The organism is Gordonia sp. B8661-1, assembly GCF_059427765.1.
In genome coordinates this window covers 425455-449196 of record NZ_JCAHRL010000003.1, presented here as the reverse complement: position 1 = coordinate 449196, position 23742 = coordinate 425455, and the positions used below count along the sequence as shown (strand labels likewise).

Genomic DNA, 23742 nt, shown 5'->3' with positions numbered 1-23742 from the left:
CCTGCATCACTGTGCTCTATCCGGTGTACGTATCGGCCGTCGGCGACGAGATCACCTGGCGGTTCAAACGATGGGGGCCGGCCGCCCGGAAGCCGGAGCTTCGGGCCCGACCAGCAAGGATACCAATTCCGATGCCACCTGGTCGACTTCGGTGTTCACGAGTACATGATCGAACTCGTCCTGGGCGGCCATCTCCTCGCGAGCGGTGGCCAGGCGACGCTCCACCGCCTGCGGCGACTCGGTGCCGCGGCCGGTCAGGCGTTCGACCAGAATCTCCCAGCTCGGCGGCGCGAGAAAGACCGTGACGGCCTCCGGGAGTCGGTGGACGACGTTGCGCGCACCCTGCAGGTCGACCTCGACGAGCACGGGCGCACCGCGCTCCAGCGCGTTCTCGACCGGGGCGGCCGGTGTGCCCGAACGCTGCAGGCCTCCGTGGATCTCGGCCCATTCCAGAAGCCGGTCGGCGGCGATCATGGCATCGAATTCGGCGCGCGACACGAAGTGATAGTCGCGACCGTCGACCTCACCGGGCCGCGGATCGCGGGTCGTCACCGACACACTGAAGTACAGCTGCGGGACGAGCTGCCGGACCCTCCGGACAACGGTGGACTTACCTACGGCCGAGGGGCCGACCAGAATTACCAGTCGGCCCCTCGTGCTCATGCGGTGCTCGTTCAGGAGCTGAACTTCTCGAGCAGAGCCTTGCGCTGACGATCGCCGAGGCCACGCAGGCGGCGGGTCGGGGCGATCTCCAGTTCGGTCATGATTTCCTGCGCCTTGACCTTGCCGACCTTCGGCAGGGCCTCGAGCAGAGCAGAGACCTTCATCTTGCCGAGGATCTCGTCGTTCTCGGCATCCTTGAGGACCTGCTTGAGGTCGGTGCCGCCGCGCTTCAGGCGCTCCTTGAGCTCGGCGCGGGCCCGCCGGGCGGCAGCAGCCTTCTCCAACGCTGCAGCGCGCTGCTCGTCTGTCAACTGGGGAAGGGCCACGGGTTCCTCCGTCTTTCGTGTGTACTTCTGGACTGTCGTCAGACTCCGTTCGGCGCCTGACGGCGGTTTGGTCGCCGGTGCGGCGGTGGCGGTCACGCGATGTGGTCGACCACAGCCGACGTTTTGATGCGGCGAAAGCGACCGTACCCATCTGAACAGGCATTTGCGAGCGCCACCCCCCGAAAAGTGGGCGAATCTCAGTGTTGTAGCTTGCGTCGCCAACCGGAGCGGGGCGCTGCCGGGACCGGTTTCGACGACACCGCCCTGACGTCGCACGATGCCGCAAAGTCGCAGGTCACATCGGCTCGTCCGAGGAGGTATCACGACGTTCTCGCAGGCACACGCCGTTTTCACGGAAACAAGGCATGGGGCACGTGTGACTCGTGAGGTCGTGACGGATTCTCAGGAAAGACCGTGCCCAACCGCGCGTGTCGCGGGTTCGCCCCCGACTCATCCGGCGTCGTGGGGCAACGTCCACCGGCGCACGGAGACCGCCCCCCTGGGCTAACCGACGCTCCTGTCGATCGCGCGCATGACAAGAATTGACGCTCCACACAGCTCGTTGACAAGATCAAACTCCGACGTGCGCTGCCGGAGCGAACATCAGATACCAAGGAAGCACTCACGTGGAAATTGATGTCGAGAAGGTTGTCGCGCTGGGCAATTCGACCAAGGCGCACGGAGACGCAATCCGTGGCCAGAAACCCATGAACGGCGGCAACGCGCCCACCCATGGGTGCGGTGGCAGCGAGATCGCCCGCAATCTCGATGACGCGGCCAAGGCATTCGATTCGATCTTCGAGTACCACGCGACTCGTCTCAGTCACTTCGGCGACCTATCGATTCAGGCGGCACGCGACTATCAGAAGACCGAGGACATGTCGACTGAGGCGTTCGACGTGATCGGCAACTGATGAGTGACGACAGATACTCAGTTCACAAGCTGCGCACGTGGACATTCAACAGTGCACACGCGGCCTTGGCTTCGATGACCTCAAAAGGCGCGGAGATTACTAGTCAGGGCGATACGTCAGCAGGCGACTTCGACCGGTCGCGCAATATCTGGGACGCGCGTAGTGGCGACGCGGCCCGGAATCTGTCAAATCAGCATCATCAGGACCTCACGCGATCAGTCGCGGTCATGGAAGACATCGTGGACAGGTCGAGCAAGCTGATCGGGCAAATCGAGGCACAGGTCAAGGTTCTCGACGACAAGATGAAAGAGGCCGAGTCCTCAGAGTACGACTTCGTCGTGACGCCCGAAGGCGATGTTCACTCCCGCAAGTCCGTAGACGAGTGGACGGACATCTGGGGCTGGAAGACACCGGTGAAACTTCCGGCCATGACCGCTGAACAGCACTTCCTGAGCTCCGCCATCTCTGGCGCCCGGGCGGATATCTATCAACTAGATCAAGCCGGCTCCGATGTGGTCCGTCGCGCGTTCGAAAATCTGTCTCGCGGCGTCCAGGAGGGTGTGGTTCCCACTCCAACCGATCCCAAGCTCAAAGAGATCCTCAACAACTATCAAGTTTCGGCATCACCAGACGGAGCGGCACTGTGGCCACCGCCGAGTTTGATCGAGAAGGCGAAAAAGGCCGGCATTGACATCGGAATGGACCCTAAGCTTGTGTCGAGAGAAGAAGCCGAGATGCTCAATAAGATGGCTCTCAAATCGCTCCTCAACAAAGCCAATCCGTTCGAGGACGGCGATCCGGGTGGTATCACCGAATTTAACGCTATCAAGAAACAGGCCGAGGAAGAGGCGACGAAGCGGTATCGCCGTTCGATAAACGATGGGAAGGGTGACGCCTTCCGGCATGCCTATTGGAACGCCTTGATGACGCAGAAGTACGGGGAGGAGTGGACCAAGAAATACACCACTGCACACGAAGGCCTTGGTGGTCAGCCCGCGAATCGGGAAGCGATGGACCTATACAACAACGAGGTCGGCCGAGGCGTCGCCGCTGCACATCAGGGCGCGTCTCCTTCCGTACTGGCCGATCATGTTGCGGCACAGGTGAGTACCGGGAAAACAGTCGCTATCGGCGACGACGGCAAAATCGATTGGACAAACCGCGTGCACGGCAAACCCCGGAACGTTGGCACCACCGGTGTGACCCTCCCGGCAGGGACACCATGATCACGCGGCGACACCACCGAGCTGCCAAAGCCGGACTCGCAGCGATCCTCGCCGGTGTTGTCGTGGCTTCGACCACCGCATGCGGTCTCGTGTCAAACCCGTTCGCCCCAATGTCCACACCCCAAAGACACTGCAACACTCCGGAATTCCCCGCCGAAGACCGACCGGAGCCGCTGGGCTCGTCGAAGGCCTTCATGGCTGCCGCTCGACGCGCGGCCGACAATATCGGACAGCCGACGACTCTCGGTCAGATCGCCATCGCGGCCGGATGGACTGGCGTCTGGGATCGTCTCGTCATACAACAAGACGGGAACGGACCGGAAACACTTGATCGCTTCTCGGGCACTACCGGCGTGTGCTGGAACTATTGGGAGGCCGATATGGACCAGGTGACCCGATCAGCCGGAGACTACATATTCCTGTATCGGGACACCCCGGTTCAGGCGGTCCCGTGGAATTACGACGACGACCAACCCATCGACGTGCCCGGCGAAGAACATATACCGGTCATATCCCGAACGACGACGGTGGTGTCGAACGCGACCCGCGCGCGGCCGATTCTGGAACCGCAAGCCCCCTGAGCCACCTATGCGGGCGTCAGCCCAAGGCCGCCTCGATCTCATCACGTTCGGCCATGAAAGCTATGACGTATCCGCCCCGTGAAGACCTCCGGCCAACAATTCGCCGTAGCGGCTTGGGCGCCGAGGACCGCACGAGAATCGGGCCGTTCAGGGCGGTGTGAGGTCGGGGCCTGGTGACCGCGTTCGATTCACAACCAGCCCGAGGGCGCCACGGCCATCGACACAAATGTCCGACGTGCGCTCCCGCGAGCGAACGTCCGAGACCAAGGGAAGCATTCACGTGGTAGTTGATGTCGAAAAGGTTCTTCAGACGGTCGCGGTGACCATGCGACGGCGGTACTCAGGCCGCCGCTCCGGATGCGCAGCTTTGGCAGCCATCGTCATGGCTTCGACAGTCGGCTGCGGAATCCTGCCGAGCCCCTTCTCCCCCATGACCACTACGGAAAGGCAGTGCACCACTCCGGAGTTCCCTGTGAAGGGGCGCCCCGAGCCTTTGGGCTCCTCGGCGGCATTTATCTCCGCGGCGCGCGAAGCTGCCAACAGGATCGGCCAGCCAACCACGCTCGGTCAGATCGCCGATGCAGCCGGATGGACCGGCTCCTGGGATCGGCTTGTCATGCAAGAAGATTGGATGGGTCCCGCTGATCTCGACCGCGTCTCGGGCACGACAGGCGTCTGCTGGCACTACTGGGCGGCCGATCCCGACCGCGGTGGCCACGCGGGGGACTACATTTTCTTGCGTGGCAACTCTCCCCTCCAGGCGATCTCCTGGGGCGATGACAGACCTATCGTCACCACCGTGGATCGGCCCGCAGTGATCCATCGGAGCACGACGATCGTGTCGAACGCGACCTACGATCCACCGGCTCTGGAACCACGGGTTCCCTGAATTACACCTAAGGAGGTAAGGCCACTGTCCTCGGAGTACGACTTCATCGTTGCGCGGCCCCCAGAACATGGGCACCACCAGCGTGCCCCTTCCGGCGGGGACACCATGATCACGCGGCGACACCACCGAGCTGCCAAAGCCGGACTCGCAGCGATCCTCGCTGGTGTTGTCGTGGCTTCGACCACCGCATGCGGTCTCGTGTCAAACCCGTTCGCCTCAATGTCCACACCCCAAAGACAGTGCAACACTCCGGAATTCCCCGCCGAAGACCGACCGGAGCCGCTGGGCTCGTCGAAGGCCTTCATGGCTGCCGCTCGACGCGCGGCGAACAACGTCGGACAGCCAACCACTCTGGGGCAGATCGCAGATGCAGCTGGCTGGACTGGGAAGTGGGATCGCCTTGTCATCCAAAGAGAAGGGATCGGCCCTGAGAGACTGGACAGATTCTCGGGTACGACGGGCGTGTGCTGGAACTATTGGGAGGCCGATATGGACCAGGTGACCCGATCAGCCGGAGACTACATATTCCTGTATCGGAATACCCCGGTTCAGGCGGTCCCGTGGAATTACGACAACGACCAACCCATCGACGTGCCCGGCGAAGAACATATACCGGTCATATCCCGAACGACGACGGTGGTGTCGAACGCGACCCGCGCGCGGCCGGTTCTGGAACCGCAAGCGCCCTGAGTTCGCCTGCGATTCGAAGTCAGCGCAAGGCCATCTCGACCTCATCACGTGCGACCGTGAAGGCGGTGCGAAGAGCCGCAGGGTCGGGGCCGGCTCGCAGAACTCCCCTGCTACTGGCCGGCAGCAGCCACGAGCGGTCCGCACCCGCGAAGACCTCCGGCAGGTCGGCCGCGGTGGCGCCTTGGGCGCCCAGTCCGGGCGCGAGGATCGGGCCGTTCAGGGCCGCGAGGTCGAGGCCGTGTGCCCGCGTCGCACCGACGACCAGCCCGAGAGTGCCGCTCCCGTCGGCATTCTCGGCCGCTGCCGCGTCCACGATCGACTGTCCGACGCTGCGGCCCCCGGCATCGGCCAGCTGCACATCCGCACCTTCCGGATTGGAGGTGCGCGCCAGTGCGAAGACCCCGCGATCGGCGGCCCGCGCGGCGTCGATGGCCGGTGACAGCGAGCCGAAGCCGAGATACGGCGACACGGTCACCGCATCCGCGCACAACGGCGACATGTCCTTGAGCCACGCGACCGCGTAGGCATCCATGGTCGATCCGATGTCGCCGCGCTTCGCGTCCGCGAGCACCAGGGCGCCCGCCTCCTGGCATCCGGTGATGACCCGTTCGAGCACGGTGAAACCGGCCGCACCGAAGACCTCGAAGAACGCGACCTGCGGCTTGATCACCGCGGCCACCGGTCCGAGCGCCTCCACGCAGATGTCGGCGAACCGGGCCAGTCCGTCGATGTCGACCGTCAGACCCCAGTGCTCCAGCAGGGCCGCGTGCGGATCGATGCCCGCACACAGCCGGCCGCGCGCGGCGACCGCGTCCCGGTGTCGTGCCCCGTAACCCTGCCGGTTCATCGCGCTACTCCTTGGTCCCCATGGCCGCATGCCGCCGCTGCAGTGACTCCACGCCGATCTCCCCGCTCAGGGCGGCCTCGATGCCCTGTACCGCGGCGCTCGCACCTTGCACCGTCGTGATGCACGGGATGGTCGCCGACACCGCGGCACTGCGGATCTCATAGCCGTCGACGCGCGGGCCCGAGTTGCCGTACGGAGTATTGATGACCATCGCGACCTCACCCGCACGGATCAGGTCGACGATGGTGGACACCCCCTCGGCGGCCTCATAGTGCTTGCGGACCGTCCGGCAGTGGATACCGTTGCGGCGCAGCACATCCGCCGTACCCTCGGTGGCGAGGATCTCGAATCCGAGATCGGCCAGCCGCTTCACCGGGAACAGCAGGGCGCGCTTGTCCTTGTTCGCCACCGACACGAAGATCGCCCCCGACGTGGGCAGCGAGCCGTAGGCCGCGGTCTGGGACTTCGCGAAGGCGCGGCCGAAGTCGGCGTCGATGCCCATGACCTCGCCGGTGGACTTCATCTCCGGGCTGAGCAGCGAGTCGACACCGGTGCCGTCCTCGCGGCGGAACCGATTGAACGGCAGCACCGCTTCCTTGACCGAGATCGGTGCGTCGATCGGTGCATCGCCGCCGTCGCCGCTCTCCGGCAGTACGCCCGCCGTGCGCAGATCGGCGATCGACTCCCCCAGCATGACCCGGGCACACGCCTTGGCAAGCTGTACCGCGGTGGCCTTCGACACGAACGGCACGGTCCGGCTGGCCCGCGGATTCGCTTCCAGCACATAGAGGATGTCGTCCTTGAGGGCGTACTGGACGTTCAGCAGTCCCTTGACGCCAATGCCCTTGGCGAGGGCCTCGGTGGAGGCACGCACCATCGCGAGATCGGAACGACCCAGCGTCACGGGTGGCAGCGCACAGGCCGAGTCACCGGAGTGGATGCCGGCCTCCTCGATGTGCTCCATCACGCCGCCGATGTAGACCTCGTCGCCGTCGCAGAGGGCGTCGACATCGATCTCCACCGCATCCTCGAGGAAGCGGTCGACCAGCACCGGGTGATCGGGCTTGAGTTCGGTGGCGCGAGAGATGTAGTCCTCCAGGGACTTCTCGTCATACACGATCTCCATGCCACGACCGCCGAGCACATACGACGGTCGCACCAGCACCGGATAGCCGATGCGCGCCGCGGTCTCACGGGCCTCGTCGAACGAGGTCGCCGTGCCGAAGGCGGGCGCGGGCAGGTCGGCGGCCGTGAGCACCTTGCCGAACTCGCCACGATCCTCGGCGAGGTCGATCGCCTCCGGGCTGGTTCCGACGATCGGGACACCCGCGGCTTCGAGTCGTTCCGCGAGACCCAGTGGGGTCTGACCGCCGAGTTGCACGATCACACCGGCGACGGTGCCCGACGCGGACTCCGCGCGGTACACCTCGAGGACGTCCTCGAAGGTCAGCGGCTCGAAGTACAGACGGTCGGCGGTGTCGTAGTCGGTGGACACCGTCTCCGGGTTGCAGTTGACCATGACGGTCTCGTACCCGGCCTCGGACAGGGTGATCGCCGCGTGCACACAGGAGTAGTCGAACTCGATGCCCTGGCCGATGCGGTTCGGGCCGGAGCCGAGGATGAGCACCTTCGGCCGATCCGTTTGCGGGGCAACCTCACTCGTGGCAGCCGGATCGAGTTCGTACGTCGAATAGTGATACGGCGTCTTCGCCTCGAATTCGGCCGCACAGGTGTCCACCGTCTTGTAGACGGGGTGGACGCCCAACTCCTCGCGCAGAGCACGAACCGCGGCCTCGTCGGCCAGATCGTCACGCAGTGCGGCGATCTGACGGTCCGACAGTCCCGTCGACTTCGCCTCGCGCAGCAGATCCTCGTCCAGATTCTCGGCGTCGCGCACGGCATTGCCCACCGCCCGGATGCCGTCGATCTCGGCGAGGAACCAGGGATCGATGGCGGTGGCCGCGTACAGGTCCTCCACGCTCGCACCCGCGTCGAGCGCCAGCATGATGCCGTACAGGCGTCCGTCCTTCGGCGTCTTCAGGGTCTCCAGGAGGGCCGGAAGATCAACGGTAGCCGGATCGGGCCGATCGGGTTCGGTCCAGAAACCCGCGGCCTTGGTCTCCAGCGAGCGCATCACCTTGCCGAGGGCTTCGGCGAAGCTGCGGCCCAGGCTCATCGCCTCGCCCACCGACTTCATCGTCGTGGTCAGCGTGTCGTCGGCACCCGGGAACTTCTCGAACGCGAACCGCGGTGCCTTGACGACGACGTAGTCGAGGGTCGGCTCGAAGGAGGCGGGCGTCTCCTTGGTGATGTCGTTGACGATCTCGTCGAGGCTGTAGCCGATGGCGAGCTTCGCGGCGATCTTCGCGATCGGGAATCCCGTAGCCTTGGACGCCAGTGCCGACGAGCGCGACACCCGTGGATTCATCTCGATGACGACGAGGCGTCCGTCCTTGGGGTCCTGCGCGAACTGGATGTTGCAGCCGCCGGTGTCGACGCCGACCTCCCGCAGGATGTCGATCGAGAGGTTGCGCATCTTCTGGTATTCGCGGTCGGTGAGCGTCATCGCGGGCGCGACGGTCACCGAGTCGCCGGTGTGCACACCGACCGGATCGACGTTCTCGATCGAGCAGACGACCACCACGTTGTCGCGGTTGTCGCGCATCAACTCGAGTTCGTATTCCTTCCAGCCCAGGATGGATTCCTCGATGAGGACGTTGGCGGTCGGCGAGGCGGCCAGACCGCCGCCGGCGATACGTTCGAGATCCGCCTCGTCGTACGCCATTCCGGAGCCGAGTCCGCCCATGGTGAAGGACGGTCGCACGACGACCGGATAGCCGAGCTCGGCAACCGTCTCGCGCACCTCGTCCATCGTGTGACAGACGCGGGACCGGGCGCTCTCGCCGCCGACCTTGGCGACGATGTCCTTGAACATCTGCCGGTCCTCGCCACGCTGGATGGCATCGAAGTCGGCACCGATCAGCTCGATGTCGTACTTCTCCAACGAGCCGCGATCATGCAGGGCGACAGCGGCATTGAGCGCGGTCTGCCCGCCCAGGGTGGCGAGCACGGCATCGATCGGGTGCCCGGCGTCCCGCTCGGCCTCGATGACCTTCTCCACGTACTCCGGCGTGATCGGCTCGATGTAGGTGGCGTCGGCGAACTCCGGGTCGGTCATGATCGTCGCCGGGTTGGAGTTGACCAGGCTGACGCGCAGGCCCTCGGACTTGAGGACCCGGCAGGCCTGGGTGCCCGAATAGTCGAACTCGCAGGCCTGTCCGATGACGATCGGGCCGGAGCCGATCACCAGGACGTGCTGGATGTCTGTACGGCGTGGCATCAGGCCCCCGTTCCGTGTGCGCGGCTCTCCAGGAGAGCCGTGAACTTGTCGAAGAGATATGCGGCGTCATGTGGGCCGGCCGCCGCCTCCGGGTGATACTGCACCGAAAAGGCTTGTCCGGACGCGAGTTCCACACCCTCGACGGTTCCGTCGTTGGCGCACACGTGACTCACGCGGGCCCGTCCGAAGTCGGTGTCGAATTCCTCACCTGCCTCCCCCTCGAGGGCGAAGCCGTGGTTCTGTGCGGTGATCGACACCTTGCCGGTGGCCTGGTCGATGACCGGGATGTTGATACCGCGGTGACCGAACTTCATCTTGTAGGTGTTGCGGCCCAGGGCACGTCCGAGAATCTGGTTACCGAAGCAGATGCCGAACAGCGGGATGTCCTCGCCGAGCACCTGACGGGTCAGTTCCACCATGCTGTCCGCGGTGGCCGGGTCGCCGGGGCCGTTGGAGAGGAACACGCCGTCCGGTGTGATGTCGGTGATGGCGTCCAGACCGATGGTCGAGGGCAGGACGTGCACGCGCACACCACGTGCGGCGAACATCCGCGGGGTATTGGTCTTGATGCCCAGATCGATGGCGGCCACCGTGAATCGGGGCTCACCGGACGTCGGTTCGATGACGTAGGCGTTGTCGGTCGTGACTTCGCCGGACAGATTGGCGCCGGTCATCTCCGGCTGATTGCGCACCCGGGCCAGCAGTTCGTCGTTGGTGGCCATCGCCGCACCGGAGAAGACACCCGCGCGCATCGATCCGTGGTCGCGCAATACCCGCACGAGTGAGCGGGTGTCGATGCCGGAGATCCCGACGACGCCCTGGGCGGTCAATTCGTCCTCGAGTGAGGTCGTCGCGCGCCAGTTCGACACGCGGCGCGTGGGATTGCGGACCGCGTAACCGGCCACCCAGATCTTTCCGGAATCACCGGTGGCCGAGTCGCTTCCGGCGCTGCCGGTGCTCTCGCCGTCCTCGGTGTTCCAGCCGGTGTTGCCGATCTGCGGGGCGGTCGCCACCACGATCTGCCGGTGATAGCTGGGGTCGGTGAGGGTTTCCTGGTAGCCCGTCATCGCGGTGCAGAACACCGCCTCGCCGAGGGTCTCGCCTTCCGCGCCGTATGGCCGACCCCGGAAGACCTGTCCGTTCTCCAGCACCAGAACCGCTGTGCTCATTGATCTTTCCTCTGTTCGGCGTCGTTCTCTGTGTTCCCGGTGTCCGGTGTGAACTCCCGTATCCACTCCGGATAGATGCTCTTGTCGTCGGCGCGCAGACCCGAGTCGATCTCGGTGCCGGTCGGCAGCTGCCAGCGGATCACGAGCACACCGTCGGCCGTCATCACCTTGCCCGCAAGGCCGCGTTCGGTCCGGATCGCGACGATCGAGTCGCGCGGTATCCAGATCTCGGTGGCTCCCTGCCTGCCGATCAGAATCCCGTCGGGATACCCGGCGATGAGGCTTGCGGCGCGATCGCCGATGTCCCCCACCGCTACTCGATCCTGCCAGCTCGGCGCCATCGTGCTGCCCACGTACAGGCCGGAGTGCGGTCCGAGCAACGGGTCGGGCAGCGGTTCGGGAACCGCGGGCAATGCGCCGATCGAGTCGGCCTGCCGCAGACCACGGTTGCGCCATCCGCGAAGGACGAGTGCGACCAACCCGAGCCAGACCAGGAGCACGATCGCGACGATAATGATGCGCAGCAGCGTGTTGCTCATCGCGCCACCTCCCCGTCGCGTGCGGTCACCCGGCCGCGCAGCACGGTCGCGACCACGGTGGCCGGCATCGTCATCTCCTCGTACGGCGTGTTCGACGACAGGCTCGCGAGCCTCTCGCCGGACACCACCCAGGACGTGTCCGGATCAACCAGGGCCAGCGAACCGGGTTCGCCGACCGCGATCGGCCGGCCCTGATCGGTGAGCCCGACGATCTCCGCGGGCCGTTCACTCATCACGCGCGCGACCCCGCGCCAATCCAGCAGTCCCGGGGTGACCATTGTCTCGACGACGATCGGCAGCGCGGTCTCCAGACCCAGCATCCCCGGCCGGGCCTGCGCGAACTCACAGGTCTTGTCCTGCGCCGCGTGCGGGGCGTGATCGGTTGCCACACAATCGATCACACCGTCGGCCAGCGCCTGACGGAGTGCCACGCTGTCGCGTTCCTCCCGCAGGGGCGGATTCACCTTGTTGACGGCGTCATAGGTGGCGAGACGGTTGTCGTCGAGCAGCAGGTGGTGAGGCGTGACCTCGGCGCTGATCGCGATGCCCTGCTCCCGTGCCCAGCGCAGCAACTCGACCGTGCCCTCGGTGGACGCATGACAGATGTGCACCCGGGTCCCCGCATCACGGGCCAGCAACGCGTCGCGGATGACGATCGATTCCTCCGCCGCACGCGGCCAGCCGGTCAATCCGAGGCGAGCGGCGTTCGCGCCCTCGTTGGCCACCGCACCGACGGTCAGCCGGGGTTCCTCGGCATGTTGTGCGATCAGCACGTCCAGACTCTTCGCGTACTCCAGTGCGCGGCGCATGACCAGCGGATCATCGACGCATTTGCCGTCGTCGCTGAACATCCGGACTCCGGCGGCACCGCGGGCCATCATGCCCATCTCGGCGAGCTGCTTGCCCTCGAGCCCGACCGTGACGGCACCGACCGGGTGCACATCGACGAGCCCGACCTCACGCCCGGTGCGCCAGACGTTGTCGGTGATCGTCGAGTTGTCCGCGACCGGATCGGTGTTCGCCATCGCGAACACCGCCGTGTAGCCGCCGAGAGCCGCTGCGGCCGAACCACTCCGGATGGTTTCGGTGTCCTCGCGTCCCGGCTCGCGCAGGTGGGTGTGGAGATCGACGAAGCCCGGCAGCAGAATCGCTCCACCGCCCTCGATGCGCTCGATGTCCTCCGGCGCGGTCAGTCCGGCGCCGATCTCGGTGATCACACCGTCGACCACCAGGACATCCACCGGATCGCCCTCACCGTACGGCCGGACGTCGGCGAGGAGAACCGACCCGACTGCCGGACCTGCGTTCTGCACTTCTTGCCTCATCTCTGCTTACTGGGTTGCTGTGCTGTCGGTACCGACGAGCAGGCGGAACAGCACCGCCATGCGGACATGGACGCCGTTGCGGACCTGATCGAGTACGGTCGCCCGGGGTGCGTCGGCGACCGAGTAGCCGATCTCCATGCCGCGCAACATCGGTCCGGGGTGCAGGACGACCGCATCGTCGGACAGCAGCGCCATGCGCCGGTCGTTGAGCCCGTATCGCACGGAGTACTCGCGGGCGCTCGGGAAGAATCCGCCGTTCATCCGCTCGGCCTGGACACGCAGCATCATCACCGCGTCGACGGCGGACAGTTCGGCATCGAGGTCGTCGGAGACCTGCACCGGCCACTGCTCGACTCCGACCGGCAGCAATGTCGGCGGCGCGACGAGCACCACCTCGGCGCCCAGCGTGGAGAGCAGGTGGACGTTGGAGCGCGCGACCCGCGAGTGCAGGATGTCGCCGACGAGGGCGATGCGGCGTCCGTCGAGATTCCCCAGCCGCTGCCGCAACGTGAGCGCGTCGAGCAATGCTTGCGTGGGATGTTCGTGGGTGCCGTCACCGGCATTGATGATCGCGGGGCCGTCGATCTCGCCGTCGGCGCCGATCTCCGAGGTCCACTCCGCGATCTGGTGCGCCGCACCGGAGGCCGGGTGACGCACGATCAATGCATCGGCACCGGCTGCCCGGAGGGTCTTCGCGGTGTCCCGCAACGATTCTCCCTTGCCGACCGAGCTGCTGGACGCGCTGACGTTGATCACGTCGGCGCTCATCCATTTGCCCGCGACCTCGAAGGACACGCGGGTGCGGGTGGAGTTCTCGTAGAAGACCGTCATCACCGTGCGGCCCCGGAGCGTCGGCAGCTTTCGGACCTCCCGACCCGTCAGGGCCTGCTCGAAGCGTTCGGCCTCGTCGAGGAGTGAGGTGATCTCGTCTGCGGATAGATCCTGAGTGGACAACAGATGCCGCATCAGGATCGGCCGCCCTTCGTCTCGTCGTGGGATGTCTCGCCGGGAGGCGATGTGGTCGCGGGGCCGCCGAGCGGGGCCGGAGTCAGGATGACCTCGTCGACGCCGTCGTGTTCGACCAGGTGCACCGAGACGCTCTCGTCCCGTGAGGTGGGGATGTTCTTGCCGACGTAATCGGCGCGCAACGGCAGCTCCCGGTGCCCGCGATCCACCAGCACGGCCAACTGGACCGCGGCGGGCCTGCCGAGATCGCGCAGCGCGTCCAGTGCGGCGCGGACTGTGCGACCGGAGAACAGGACGTCGTCGACGAGAATGACCACCGCGTTGTCGACGCCACCCGCCGGCACCATGGTGCGTTCGAGGGCCCGATGTGGTTTGTCGCGCAGGTCGTCGCGGTACAGGGTGATGTCGAGGAAGCCGACCGGCACCTCGGTGCCTGCGAACTCGTTGATCCGCTCGGCCAGCCTGCTGGCGAGAGATGTTCCGCGGGTGGGTATTCCGATGATCACCACATGGGGACCGGCCGGCGAGTCCAGCGCGGTCTTCTCGATGATCTGGTGCGCGATGCGGGCGACGGTACGCGAGACGTCGGAAGCGTCGAGGAGAACCCGGGTACGGGGCTGGGCATCGTCGGAAGATGCGTCACCGCCGGAGGGCATACCGCTGTCGGTGGCCATGGCCACGCCGACCTCCTTCTCCGCCTCGCAGGACGGATCGTTAAAGGATGTCTGTCGTCGAAGTACTTTACACCGCGCGTATCGGCAAACCGAGCCGATCAGGCGAGATCCGGGTCACGTACCACCGACGATCCCGTGGCTACGGCTCAGTTCTCCGCGGAATCTGTTGTCGCCGAACCGCTCTCGTCTCGCGGTGCGGTAGCCGCCGCCGCTGCACGCACCTGCGGGGCCAGCTCGGCGATCCGCGCCAGGACACCGTTGACGAAGGCGGGCGAATCGTCGGTCGACAGTTCCTTGGCGAGTTCGACGGCCTCGTCGACGATCACGACCGGATCGACGTCGACGGCATTGAACAGCTCCCAGGTGGCGAGCCGCAAGATCGCACGATCAACCGCGGGCAGGCGCTCCAACGTCCACCCCCGCAGATGGGAGGACACGACGGCGTCGACCTGCCCGGCGTCCGCCGCCAGACCGTCGATCGCGCGCGCCGTGTAATCGTGGATCGTGCCGACACTCTCGTCGTCACGCACCAACTCGCGGCGCTCGTTGACCAGTTGTTCGGGGCTAACGCCCTTGGCCTCCGCCTCGAACAGCAGATCGACGGCGCGGCGGCGGGCTTTGTGCCGGGTTCCGGGTTGCTTCACGCTGGTTCTGGTCTCGCGCGATCAGCTGTTGACGCGGCTGAGGTAGCTGCCGTCACGGGTGTCGATCTTCAGTTTGTCCCCGGTATTGATGAAGAGCGGAACCTGGATCTCGGTACCGGTCTCCACGGTGGCCGGCTTGGTACCGCCGGTAGAGCGGTCGCCCTGCAGGCCCGGATCGGTGTGGGTGACGACGAGCTCCACGCTCACCGGGAGTTCGACGAACAGCGGGTTGCCGTCGTTCAGCGACACCTGCACGGTCATGTTCTCCAGCAGGAAACGGGCACCTTCACCGACGGTCGCCGGAGCGAGCGGGTACTGCTCGTAATCCTGCGAGTCCATGAACACGTAATCGGTGCCGTCGTTGTACAGGAAGGTCATGTCACGACGGTCGACGGTCGCGGTCTCCACCTTCACGCCCGCGTTGAACGTCTTGTCGACGGTCTTTCCGCTCAGCACGTTCTTGATCTTGGTGCGCACGAACGCGGGGCCCTTGCCCGGCTTGACGTGCTGGAACTCCATGATCTGCCAGAGCTGGTCGTCCATGCGCAGCACGAGGCCATTCTTGAAATCGGCGGTGGTCGCCATCGTCGTTACTCTTCCCTCTTGGTCGTCGGCTGGGTCGTCTGGGGCGGAAACATCCGTCTACAGGACGGTGAATGCCTTGTCGGTGGCGGTCAACAGCTCCGGAGCGTCGTTCGTGACGACGAGAGTGTCCTCGATCCTGACGCCACCTCGACCGGGGAGGTAGACGCCGGGTTCCACGGTCACCGCTGCGCCGCAAGGCAGTGTACCCGTTGCCGTGGCACCGATTCCGGGCGCTTCATGGATCTGCAGTCCGACGCCGTGCCCGAGTCCGTGCACGTAGCGCTCGCCGTACCCGGCATCGGCGATCACCGTGCGCGCCGCCGAGTCGACGGCACGCAGTTCGGCACCGGGCTCGAGCGCCGCACGACCGGCGGCCTGGGCGGTCGCGACGAGGTCGTAGATCTCCCGCTGCCAGTACGCGGCGTGGCCGAGCACGTAGGTGCGGGTCATGTCGGAGTGGTAACCGTCGACGACCGCCCCGAAATCGATCTTCACGAAATCCCCGTCGGCGAGGACGGCCTCGGTCGGACGATGGTGTGGCACTGCCGAATTCGGTCCGGCGGCGACAATGGTCTCGAAGGCGATGGCGTCGGCGCCACGCGCGTACATCTCCCATTCGAGCGCTCGCGCGACGGACCGTTCGGTGACGCCGGGCCGGATGAGTCCGCGTTCGATGATGTCGGCGAGGGCGGCGTCCGCGACCGCCGCGGCCTTCCGGAGCGACGCGATCTCGCTGTCGTCCTTGACCTCGCGCAGCGTCTGCACCACCCCGGACGCCCCCACCAGGCCGACAGCGGGCAGTTCGTCGGCGAGGACGGCGACGAGCGCACGGTGTGCGGCCACCGTGACGGCGTCGGCCTCGAATCCGACGGCGTGCGCACCCCCATCGCGGGCGTGCCGGACCAGAGCCGTCGAGCAGTTGCGCTCGATCACCGCCTCGAGATCACCGGCCTGCTCCGCCACCTGCGTGAGATAACGGCCATCGGTGCTGATGCGGTCACCGTCGGCGTCGACGGCACTGATCAGAACGGCCGCGTTGGACCCGGTGAACCCGGTGAGGTAGCGGACGTTCACCAGATCGCTGACGACGAAGCCGTCGACCTCGGACTCCGGCCGGAGTCGGGCCAGGGGACCGTCGTCGGCGCGTAACAGCGCGCGCAGCCGGTCACGGCGCGCCCGGTAGTTGCTGGTCATCGGGGTGGAAGCCATATTTCAACGCTACCGTCTGTCCACGGCCGAGTGCGGCCACGCCGGACCTGACGACCGCAACCGGGGGATGTGGTTCCGAACACGTTTCACTTTCAGTACCCTGTCCGCATGTCTTCGTGGTTGCTGCGCGGTCTCGCGATGTCCGTTGTCCACATCCTGGCGCGCGTTCTACTCGGTGTCGCGATCGTGCAGGCACCTCTGCACTCCACTGTCTGGAAGACCCTGGCCGTCGCCGCGGTCGTACTGATCGCGATCATCTGGGGCGGCATCGACGGGGTCCGCGACGCCCGCGCGAATCCCGATCCCGACGATTACGAGGACCTGACCGTCCGCTGGCTCAAGGCCGGCCTGCTCGCAGGCGTCATCTCGGCGATCGTCTGCTGGATTCTCGGCCGGTTCTTCTTCGCCGGAATCGGCGAGGCGGGATTCTTCATCGAACTGTTCGCCGGCGGCTCCTTCACCGCGCTGGTGATCTTCGGCCCGGCGTTCGTCGGTGCGGCCGTGGGTCGCTTCCTGGTCCGTCGGGACCAGCGGAAGTCGGATCGCTCATCGGATGACTGGACCGAGACGCGATCCGAGGACACCCGCCCGGTTCCGACCGCCTGATCACGAGCCGGGCCGCCGACCGGATCTCGATACGCCCGCTCGCTCCGCTCGCGGGCTACTCGATCACCGAATGACACACCCCACCGATGGTCTCGATCACCGAATGACACACCCCACCGATGGTCTCGATCACCGAATGACACACCCCATCGATGGTCTCGATCACTGAATGACACATTCCACCGATGGTCGAGTAGCGACGAGCGAGCGGCAGCGAGCCCGACGCGTATCGAGACCCGACTCGAACCGCCGCCCCGTCAGAGCAGGACGCCGCCTCCGGGCTGTGCGTCGGCGGCCACCGCCGAGTAGGCCGCGGCAACCAGCGAGGGGTCCGGTCCCTCGAGTCGCCCAGGTTTGCCCAGACCGTCGAGAACCACGAAACGCGTGACGCCCGAGCGGTTCTTCTTGTCCCCCGCCATCGTGGTGAGAAGTTCGGGCAACGCGTCGGCGTCGTATGTCGTCGGCAGCCCCACCAGATCGAGGATCCTCTTGTGCCGGTCCGCGGTCTCGTCGTCGAGCCGCCCCGCGAGACGCGCGAGCTCGGCCGCGAAGACCAGCCCGACGGAGACGGCGGCCCCGTGGCGCCACTTGTACCGCTCACGGCGTTCGATGGCGTGTCCCAGGGTGTGTCCGTAATTGAGGATCTCCCGCAGGGAGGACTCCTTCAGGTCGGCGGACACCACGTCCGCCTTGACCTGCACCGAACGCCGGATCAGTTCCGGCAGTACGGTTCCGGTCGGGTCGAGCGCGGCCTCGGGGTCGGCTTCGATGATGTCGAGGATCACCGGGTCCGCGATGAATCCGGTTTTGATGATCTCGGCCAGACCGGCGATGATCTCGTTGCGCGGCACCGTTTCCAGTGTCGCGGTGTCGATCAGCACGGCATCGGGTTCGTGGAATGAACCGACGAGATTCTTGCCTGCGTCGGTGTTGATGCCGGTCTTCCCGCCCACGGCGGCGTCGACCATGGCGAGCAGCGTCGTCGGGATGTGGATCACGCCGATGCCGCGCATCCAGGTGGCCGCGACGAAGCCGGCGAGGTCGGTGGCCGCCCCGCCGCCGAGGCTGATCACCTTGTCGTTGCGCTTGAGCCCGATCCGGCCGAAGACGTCCCAGCAGAACGCGGCAACCGACAGGTCCTTGCCCGCCTCGGCGTCGGGGATCTCCACCCGATGCGCGTCGAACCCCTTGTCCGCCAGGTACTCCCGGATCTGCTCGGCCGTCTGCTTCAGCGGGGGCTGATACAGGATGGCGACACGGTCGGCACCCTCCGCCGCGGTGGCCACGTCATCGAGCAGTCCGCGCCCGATCAGCACGTCGTAGGGCGAGCCGGCGTTCACCGTGATCGCGACGGGTTCGGTCATCGGGATGCCTCCGTTTCGGGTTCGGAACGATCGCCCGCCAGTTTCAGCGCGAGTTCCGTGACGATCTGATCTGCGACGTCATCGGGCTCACCCGCACCCGCATCGACGACGAAACTTCCGGTGCGCGAATAGATGTCGTCACGTTCGGCCAGGAGTTCACGGTAACGCGCCGCCGGGTCGTCGGTGGCGATGAGCGGGCGGTCGGTGCCGTCGACGCGAGCGAAGCCCTCGTCGGCGCCGATACGCAGATAAACGACACGATGCCCGGCCAGTACGTCGGCGACGGCGGGCGTGGTGACCGCTCCCCCGCCGAGGGCGACGACCCCGCGGTGTGCGGCGACGACCTCGAGCACGATGTCGCGTTCCAGCTCCCGGAACCGCTGCGCGCCGTCGGTGTCGAAGATCTCCGGGATCTCACGCCCGGTTCGCCGCACGATCTCCTCGTCGGTGTCGATGAAGTCGACACCGAGGCGGTCGGCCAGAATCCGGCCGACCGTCGACTTGCCTGCCCCCATGAAGCCGATCAGGATCGCTGCCGGGGACCGTTCGGGCACCGCAGAACTCATGAGTGCGGAGGCCGTGCTTCGATGCGCTTGCGGTAGGCGTCGAGATTCGACGCGGTCTCCGCCGCCGAGTCGCCACCGAACTTCTCCAGCGCCGCCTGCGCGAGGACGAGAGCCACCATCGACTCGGCGACGACCCCGGCTGCCGGGACGGCGCAGACGTCGGAGCGCTGGTGGATGGCGCTGGCCGGTTCACCGGTAGTCATGTCGACCGTCGCGAGGGCACGCGGCACGGTGGAGATCGGCTTCATGGCGGCGCGTACACGCAGGTCTTCGCCGTTGGTCATGCCGCCTTCAAGGCCACCCGCGCGGTTGGTGGACCGCAGCACGCCGTCGGGTCCCGGGACCATCTCGTCATGCGCTTGGCTGCCGCGGCGGCGAGCGGTGGTGAAACCGTCGCCGACCTCGACACCCTTGATCGCCTGAATGCCCATGAGAGCCGCCGCGAGACGGGCGTCGAGCCGGGTCTCACCGCTGACGTGCGATCCGAGTCCGACCGGAACGCCGGTCGCCACGACCTCCACGACGCCACCGAGGGTGTCGCCGTCCTTCTTGGCGGCCTCGATCTCGGTGATCATCTGTTCTTCGGCGGCCGAGTCGAACGCGCGTACCGGACTGGCGTCGATCGCCTCGAGGTCGTCGTAGCGCGGGGCCGGACCGTCGTAGGGGTCGCTTGCCCCGATGGAGATGACGTGCGACAGGATCTCGATGCCGAAGACCTGGCGCAGGAAGTTGCGCGCGACGGTGCCGGCGGCGACGCGCGCAGCGGTCTCCCGTGCGCTCGCCCGTTCCAGGATCGGACGCGCGTCGTCGAAGCCGTATTTGAGCATGCCGGAGTAGTCGGCGTGACCGGGCCGCGGGCGCGTGAGCGGCGCGTTACGCGCACTGCCCTCAAGTTCGGCGTCGTCGACCGGATCCGCCGACATCACGGTCTCCCACTTGGGCCACTCCGTGTTGCCGATCTCGATGGCGACGGGTCCACCCATGGTGGTGCCGTGACGGAGCCCGCCGACGACCGTGACCTGGTCGGCCTCGAACTTCATCCGGGCACCACGGCCGTAGCCGAGCCGGCGACGTGCCAATTGCTCGGCGATGTCCGACGAGGTGACGTCCACTCCGGCGACCATCCCCTCGACGATGGCGACCAGGGCCGGTCCGTGGGATTCTCCGGCAGTTATCCAGCGCAACACAGTGCTCAATTGTTCCATGACCACGCGGGAACGTCGCTGCCGGTGTCGTGTCGCGCGCTCAGCCCGGGCCGAGCGCGATGACCGCGGCCGTCACCAGGGCCGGAGCGTGTGGACGGGCCCGTCGCGAGCTACCCGGTGCCGGCCGGCGGGTGGCGACCAGGTGGATGATCGCAGCAGTGAGGATCGTCATGGCACCAAGGACCGGGTCTGCCACCAGTCCGCCGATGACGAGGGCGAGTTTCACGTCGCCGCCACCACTTGTCCGGCTCAGCGCGCCGACCAGGTACGGCAGCATCGTGGCGAGGGCCGAGACACCGATCACCGGGTGACCGACCGAGGAGCACAGCACGGCGACGATGCCGGGCCAGACGAGTGCGTTCGGGATCCGGCCGGTGCGGTGATCCCCGACGGCCACGACGGCCAGCCACACCGCGACGAGACAACTGCTCATGCCCCGATCTTCGCGAGGCGGCTCGCCAGGAACCCGGTCCCGGTGGCCGTCGTGCCCACGTTCTGTGGATCACCGGGCGTCTGTGGACAACCGGTCGGTCAGAGAGTCGCGTCGAGCGCCGCGGCCATGGCGGCGCGCGGGGCCGGGCGACCGGTGAATTGCTCGACCTGACTGAATGCCTGATGCAGCAGCATGACGAGGCCACCGACGACCTCACCTCCGGCAGCCGTCACAGCGGCCGCCAGCGGAGTCGGCCAGGGGTGGTAGATGACATCGACGACCCGCGGCGCATGTGCCAACGCCTCCGTCAGTCCCGCGGCTGCCGGGGCGGGCACGGTGGACACCACCACGCCGCTCGCGCGGCAGCGGTCGGCCAGCTCGGCGCCGGGCTCGAAGGCCAGCCAGTCGGTCCGCATGCCCTGGCCACGGGCGAGGTCCAGCACCGGGGCGGCACGTTCGGCATCCCGGGCGACCACGGTGAGATCGGTGAAGCCGGCCGCTACGAGCGCGGCGACCGTGGGCAGAGCGGTGCCGCCTGCGCCCACGATGATCGCCGAGGGACGTGCCGCGGCGTCGGCACCGACCTCGCCGAGGGCGCCCGTCATACCGTCGATGTCGGTGCAGTCGGCGCGCCACCCTTGGCCGGTCCGCACCAGGGTGTTCGCCGAGCCGACCAACTCGGCGCGTGGAGTCCGTTCGTCGGCGTACGCCAGGGCGGCGAGCTTGGCGGGCATCGTCACCGACAATCCGATGAACTCCGGTCCGAGACCGTCGACGACCCCGGGCAGTTGTTCGGCGGTGCACTCGATGCGCTCATAGGTCCAGTCATCGAGCCCCAGGGCGCGATACGCCGCGAGGTGCAGATCGGGTGACCGGGAGTGATCGATGGGCGAACCGAGCACCGCGGCACGGCGTGCGGTCGTCACCTCAGCTGCATCCGGTGGTCAGGAACTTGTTGTCACAAGCCTTTTCACGGTTCTTCTTGTGCTGCTCGAAGGTGTCGGCGAACAGCGTCTTGCCGGTCTTGTCGATGGTGACGAAGTACAGCCAGTTACCGGTCGCCGGATGTTCGGTGGCGGTGAGGGCGCGCTCCCCGACGGCACCGATCGGTGTGGCGGGCAGCCCCTTGGACTGATAGGTGTTCCAGATGCTCTCGGCCTTGTAGGCGTCGCCGTAGACGTCGATGTTCGTGACGCGCGCGGTGTAGTTGGCGGTCGAGTCCATCTCCAGTCGCTGGTCCTTGTCGAGCCGGTTCAGGATGACCCGGGCGACCTTGGGGAAGTCCTCGGGGTCGGTGACCTCACGCTCGACCACCGATGCGGCGACCAGGGTGTCGTAGGCCGAGAGATCCGACTCGCGCGGTGTCAGCAGGCCCCACTGTTCGAAACGGGACACGCTCGCGACGATCAGGTCATGCAAAATCTGCGACGCCGACTGCTCGGGGTTGATGGTTTCCCAGGTGCCCGGCGCGATGAGGCCCTCGATGCGCCGGTGATCTCCGGTCAGCTTCTCGACCGTCGGCCGCGCCCACTCGGGTACGCCCAGCACGTCGGGTCCGTCCTGCGCCGCCGCCGACTCCAGCTCGGCGGTGGTGACGCCGATGCGTTTGCCGTTGAGCGTGATCGCCGTGGCGTTCTCGATCATCTGGAAGATTCCGGTGGTCACCTTCTTGTCGACGCCGGTCTTGCTGTCGAGCTGCAGACCTTCGGGCACCACCATCCGGCCAACGCGATGTTCGTTGCCGCTGGTCATCATGGAGACCGCGGTACTGGCGGGGATCTCGGTGCGCAGTTTGTAATAGCCGCCGGAGATCGCCTGCCCGTCGGCCGCGTCCAGGAAGGCACGGACGCTGCCGACCACGTTCTTGTCGTGCAGGATCCGGCCGAAGTCCTGGAGCGTCGAGTTCTCCGGGATGTCGACGATGACGTCGGAGACACCGGCCGCATTCGAGTAGTCGGTTCGGTCGTCGAGCATGCCGAAGGCGCGCAGTCCGACGAATGCGACGCCGCCGACCGCCACCAGGAGGCAGGTCAGAACCAGGGCGAGCACCACGCGCCTGCGTTTCCGCCGCCGGTCCCGGGCGTCGCCGCCACCGGCGGCCTTGGCCGGGCGCGACGATCCACGGCTCCGGCGTTTGTCGCGGGTGTCCTTGCCCCGACTCCGTGTCCCGCGCCCGGCACCGGTTCGGGTGTCGTCGGTGTCGTCGAGGGCCAATGCGCCGCTGTCGACGCGCTCGTCGTCGAACAGATGGGAGGCCGTCGCGAAGCCGCCGGTGTCCGGTGATTCCCTGCGGGGCGGGACGCTTCGCGGCACCCGGCCCGCCGGCGGTTGTGCCGCGGGCCTCGATTGTGTGGGAGGTGCCGAACGAGTGGGACGTGTGCCGGGCGACGGATCCAGTCCCGCCATGTCCAGGTCGACGTCGACTTCCGGCGCGTCGGGTTCCCCGGCGCGGGGGTACGCCTCGCGGCGGGTCGGCGGAGGCATCGGTGTACGCGCAGTCGGAGGCGGCGCGGACCGCATCACCCGGGCGTCCGAGGGGCCGGACTGGCCTTCGGTGCGGTGCGGGCTGATGTTGTGGCCCGGGTCGCGGTACTCCCCGGAGCGCGACCGATCGGCGGGCGGCGGGGGCGCCGTACGGAAACCGCCGGACTCCGGTCCCGCCTCCCGCGGAGGAATACGGCGCGGTGCCGCGCGCTCCCCTTCCGCCGGCTGTGACCGGGTGATCGAGGGGCCGTCGTGTTCGTCGCCGACACGGCGTCGCCGATGTCGGGTCGTCGGCCGATCGGCGGACGGCTGCGTGAAGTACCGCATCCGCTCGATCTCGTTCGGGTCTCCGGGCGGAACCGAATGGTCGCGCCGTCGAGGCCGGTGGGGTTCGTCGGTCACCGGACGATTCCTCCCAGGTCTCCGCGACCGTGAGACACGGTGCAGCGACGCTTCGAGATCATGAATATCACTGTGCGATCCGGCCGGAATGAAAC

General features: G+C 66.8%; 24 protein-coding genes. 6 read left to right on the top strand and 18 right to left on the bottom strand.

What is annotated here, in order from left to right:
* Positions 1-63: 63 nt before the first annotated feature.
* Complete coding sequence (gmk, locus tag AC4JJG_RS09540; protein ID WP_495400712.1) at positions 64-663, bottom strand: guanylate kinase; 600 nt, start codon at positions 661-663, stop codon at positions 64-66.
* Between the two features lie 11 nt (positions 664-674).
* Entirely contained in the window at positions 675-989 is a 315-nt protein-coding gene (gene mihF / locus AC4JJG_RS09535) for an integration host factor, actinobacterial type (RefSeq protein WP_012834141.1), read from the bottom strand.
* 626 nt (positions 990-1615) lie between these two features.
* Between mihF and AC4JJG_RS09530 the strand changes: the two genes are divergently transcribed.
* The 5 genes from AC4JJG_RS09530 to AC4JJG_RS09510 all read left to right on the top strand — a co-directional run bounded on the left by AC4JJG_RS09530 (position 1616) and on the right by AC4JJG_RS09510 (position 5289).
* Complete coding sequence (locus AC4JJG_RS09530) at positions 1616-1903, top strand: hypothetical protein (protein WP_495400713.1); 288 nt, start codon at positions 1616-1618, stop codon at positions 1901-1903.
* Complete coding sequence (locus AC4JJG_RS09525; RefSeq protein WP_495400714.1) at positions 1903-3129, top strand: DUF6973 domain-containing protein; 1227 nt, start codon at positions 1903-1905, stop codon at positions 3127-3129. The genes AC4JJG_RS09530 and AC4JJG_RS09525 overlap by 1 nt, the downstream gene beginning before the upstream one ends.
* A 110-nt stretch (positions 3130-3239) precedes the next feature.
* Positions 3240-3710 carry a hypothetical protein gene (locus tag AC4JJG_RS09520; protein ID WP_495405760.1) on the top strand — a complete coding sequence of 157 codons (471 nt, stop codon included), beginning with the start codon at positions 3240-3242 and terminating at the stop codon, positions 3708-3710.
* A 226-nt stretch (positions 3711-3936) separates the two neighbouring features.
* The gene (locus AC4JJG_RS09515; protein ID WP_495400716.1) at positions 3937-4599 is read left to right on the top strand and encodes a hypothetical protein; all 663 of its coding nucleotides are present in this window, start codon (positions 3937-3939) and stop codon (positions 4597-4599) included.
* 171 nt (positions 4600-4770) lie between these two features.
* Positions 4771-5289: a hypothetical protein gene (locus AC4JJG_RS09510; RefSeq protein ID WP_495400717.1), complete on the top strand. Its 519-nt coding sequence runs from the start codon at positions 4771-4773 to the stop codon at positions 5287-5289.
* Between the two features lie 19 nt (positions 5290-5308).
* Here AC4JJG_RS09510 and pyrF read toward each other — a convergent pair whose 3' ends face one another.
* The 10 genes from pyrF to AC4JJG_RS09460 all read right to left on the bottom strand — a co-directional run bounded on the left by pyrF (position 5309) and on the right by AC4JJG_RS09460 (position 16587).
* On the bottom strand, positions 5309-6136 hold the full coding sequence (gene pyrF, locus AC4JJG_RS09505; protein WP_495400718.1) for an orotidine-5'-phosphate decarboxylase: 828 nt from the start codon (positions 6134-6136) through the stop codon (positions 5309-5311).
* 4 nt (positions 6137-6140) lie between these two features.
* Positions 6141-9476 carry a carbamoyl-phosphate synthase large subunit gene (gene carB / locus AC4JJG_RS09500; protein WP_495400719.1) on the bottom strand — a complete coding sequence of 1112 codons (3336 nt, stop codon included), beginning with the start codon at positions 9474-9476 and terminating at the stop codon, positions 6141-6143.
* A complete protein-coding gene (carA, locus tag AC4JJG_RS09495) occupies positions 9476-10645 on the bottom strand; it encodes a glutamine-hydrolyzing carbamoyl-phosphate synthase small subunit (RefSeq protein WP_495400720.1) in 1170 nt (389 codons plus the stop codon). The genes carB and carA overlap by 1 nt, the downstream gene beginning before the upstream one ends.
* Positions 10642-11184 (bottom strand): PH-like domain-containing protein, encoded by a 543-nt coding sequence (locus tag AC4JJG_RS09490; protein WP_495400721.1) that lies wholly within the window; start codon positions 11182-11184, stop codon positions 10642-10644. Before AC4JJG_RS09490 ends, carA begins: the two co-directional genes overlap by 4 nt.
* Positions 11181-12497, bottom strand: a complete 1317-nt coding sequence (locus tag AC4JJG_RS09485; RefSeq protein WP_495400722.1) for a dihydroorotase — start codon at positions 12495-12497, stop codon at positions 11181-11183. The genes AC4JJG_RS09490 and AC4JJG_RS09485 overlap by 4 nt, the downstream gene beginning before the upstream one ends.
* A gap of 18 nt (positions 12498-12515) precedes the next feature.
* A complete protein-coding gene (locus tag AC4JJG_RS09480) occupies positions 12516-13475 on the bottom strand; it encodes an aspartate carbamoyltransferase catalytic subunit (RefSeq protein ID WP_495400723.1) in 960 nt (319 codons plus the stop codon).
* Positions 13475-14131, bottom strand: coding sequence for a bifunctional pyr operon transcriptional regulator/uracil phosphoribosyltransferase PyrR (gene pyrR / locus AC4JJG_RS09475; RefSeq protein WP_495401019.1), 657 nt, complete (start codon positions 14129-14131; stop codon positions 13475-13477). The genes AC4JJG_RS09480 and pyrR overlap by 1 nt, the downstream gene beginning before the upstream one ends.
* Before the next feature lie 164 nt (positions 14132-14295).
* Positions 14296-14793, bottom strand: coding sequence for a transcription antitermination factor NusB (nusB, locus tag AC4JJG_RS09470; protein ID WP_495400724.1), 498 nt, complete (start codon positions 14791-14793; stop codon positions 14296-14298).
* A 21-nt stretch (positions 14794-14814) separates the two neighbouring features.
* A complete protein-coding gene (gene efp / locus AC4JJG_RS09465) occupies positions 14815-15378 on the bottom strand; it encodes an elongation factor P (RefSeq protein WP_495400725.1) in 564 nt (187 codons plus the stop codon).
* A gap of 57 nt (positions 15379-15435) precedes the next feature.
* Entirely contained in the window at positions 15436-16587 is a 1152-nt protein-coding gene (locus AC4JJG_RS09460; RefSeq protein WP_495400726.1) for a M24 family metallopeptidase, read from the bottom strand.
* 108 nt (positions 16588-16695) lie between these two features.
* On the opposite strand from AC4JJG_RS09460, the gene AC4JJG_RS09455 reads away from it, so the two are divergent.
* A complete protein-coding gene (locus AC4JJG_RS09455) occupies positions 16696-17193 on the top strand; it encodes a B-4DMT family transporter (RefSeq protein ID WP_495400727.1) in 498 nt (165 codons plus the stop codon).
* Positions 17194-17450: 257 nt separating this feature from the next.
* On the opposite strand, the gene aroB is transcribed toward AC4JJG_RS09455, so the two are convergent.
* From aroB to AC4JJG_RS09425, 6 genes are all read right to left on the bottom strand, one after another.
* On the bottom strand, positions 17451-18557 hold the full coding sequence (aroB, locus tag AC4JJG_RS09450; protein WP_495400728.1) for a 3-dehydroquinate synthase: 1107 nt from the start codon (positions 18555-18557) through the stop codon (positions 17451-17453).
* Positions 18554-19123, bottom strand: coding sequence for a shikimate kinase (locus AC4JJG_RS09445; protein WP_495400729.1), 570 nt, complete (start codon positions 19121-19123; stop codon positions 18554-18556). Before AC4JJG_RS09445 ends, aroB begins: the two co-directional genes overlap by 4 nt.
* Positions 19120-20328, bottom strand: a complete 1209-nt coding sequence (gene aroC / locus AC4JJG_RS09440) for a chorismate synthase (protein ID WP_495400730.1) — start codon at positions 20326-20328, stop codon at positions 19120-19122. The genes AC4JJG_RS09445 and aroC overlap by 4 nt, the downstream gene beginning before the upstream one ends.
* Before the next feature lie 40 nt (positions 20329-20368).
* On the bottom strand, positions 20369-20761 hold the full coding sequence (locus AC4JJG_RS09435; RefSeq protein ID WP_495400731.1) for a prepilin peptidase: 393 nt from the start codon (positions 20759-20761) through the stop codon (positions 20369-20371).
* A gap of 98 nt (positions 20762-20859) precedes the next feature.
* A complete protein-coding gene (locus AC4JJG_RS09430; protein WP_495400732.1) occupies positions 20860-21687 on the bottom strand; it encodes a shikimate dehydrogenase in 828 nt (275 codons plus the stop codon).
* A gap of 1 nt (position 21688) precedes the next feature.
* Complete coding sequence (locus tag AC4JJG_RS09425) at positions 21689-23647, bottom strand: endolytic transglycosylase MltG (RefSeq protein ID WP_495400733.1); 1959 nt, start codon at positions 23645-23647, stop codon at positions 21689-21691.
* Positions 23648-23742 lie beyond the last annotated feature (95 nt).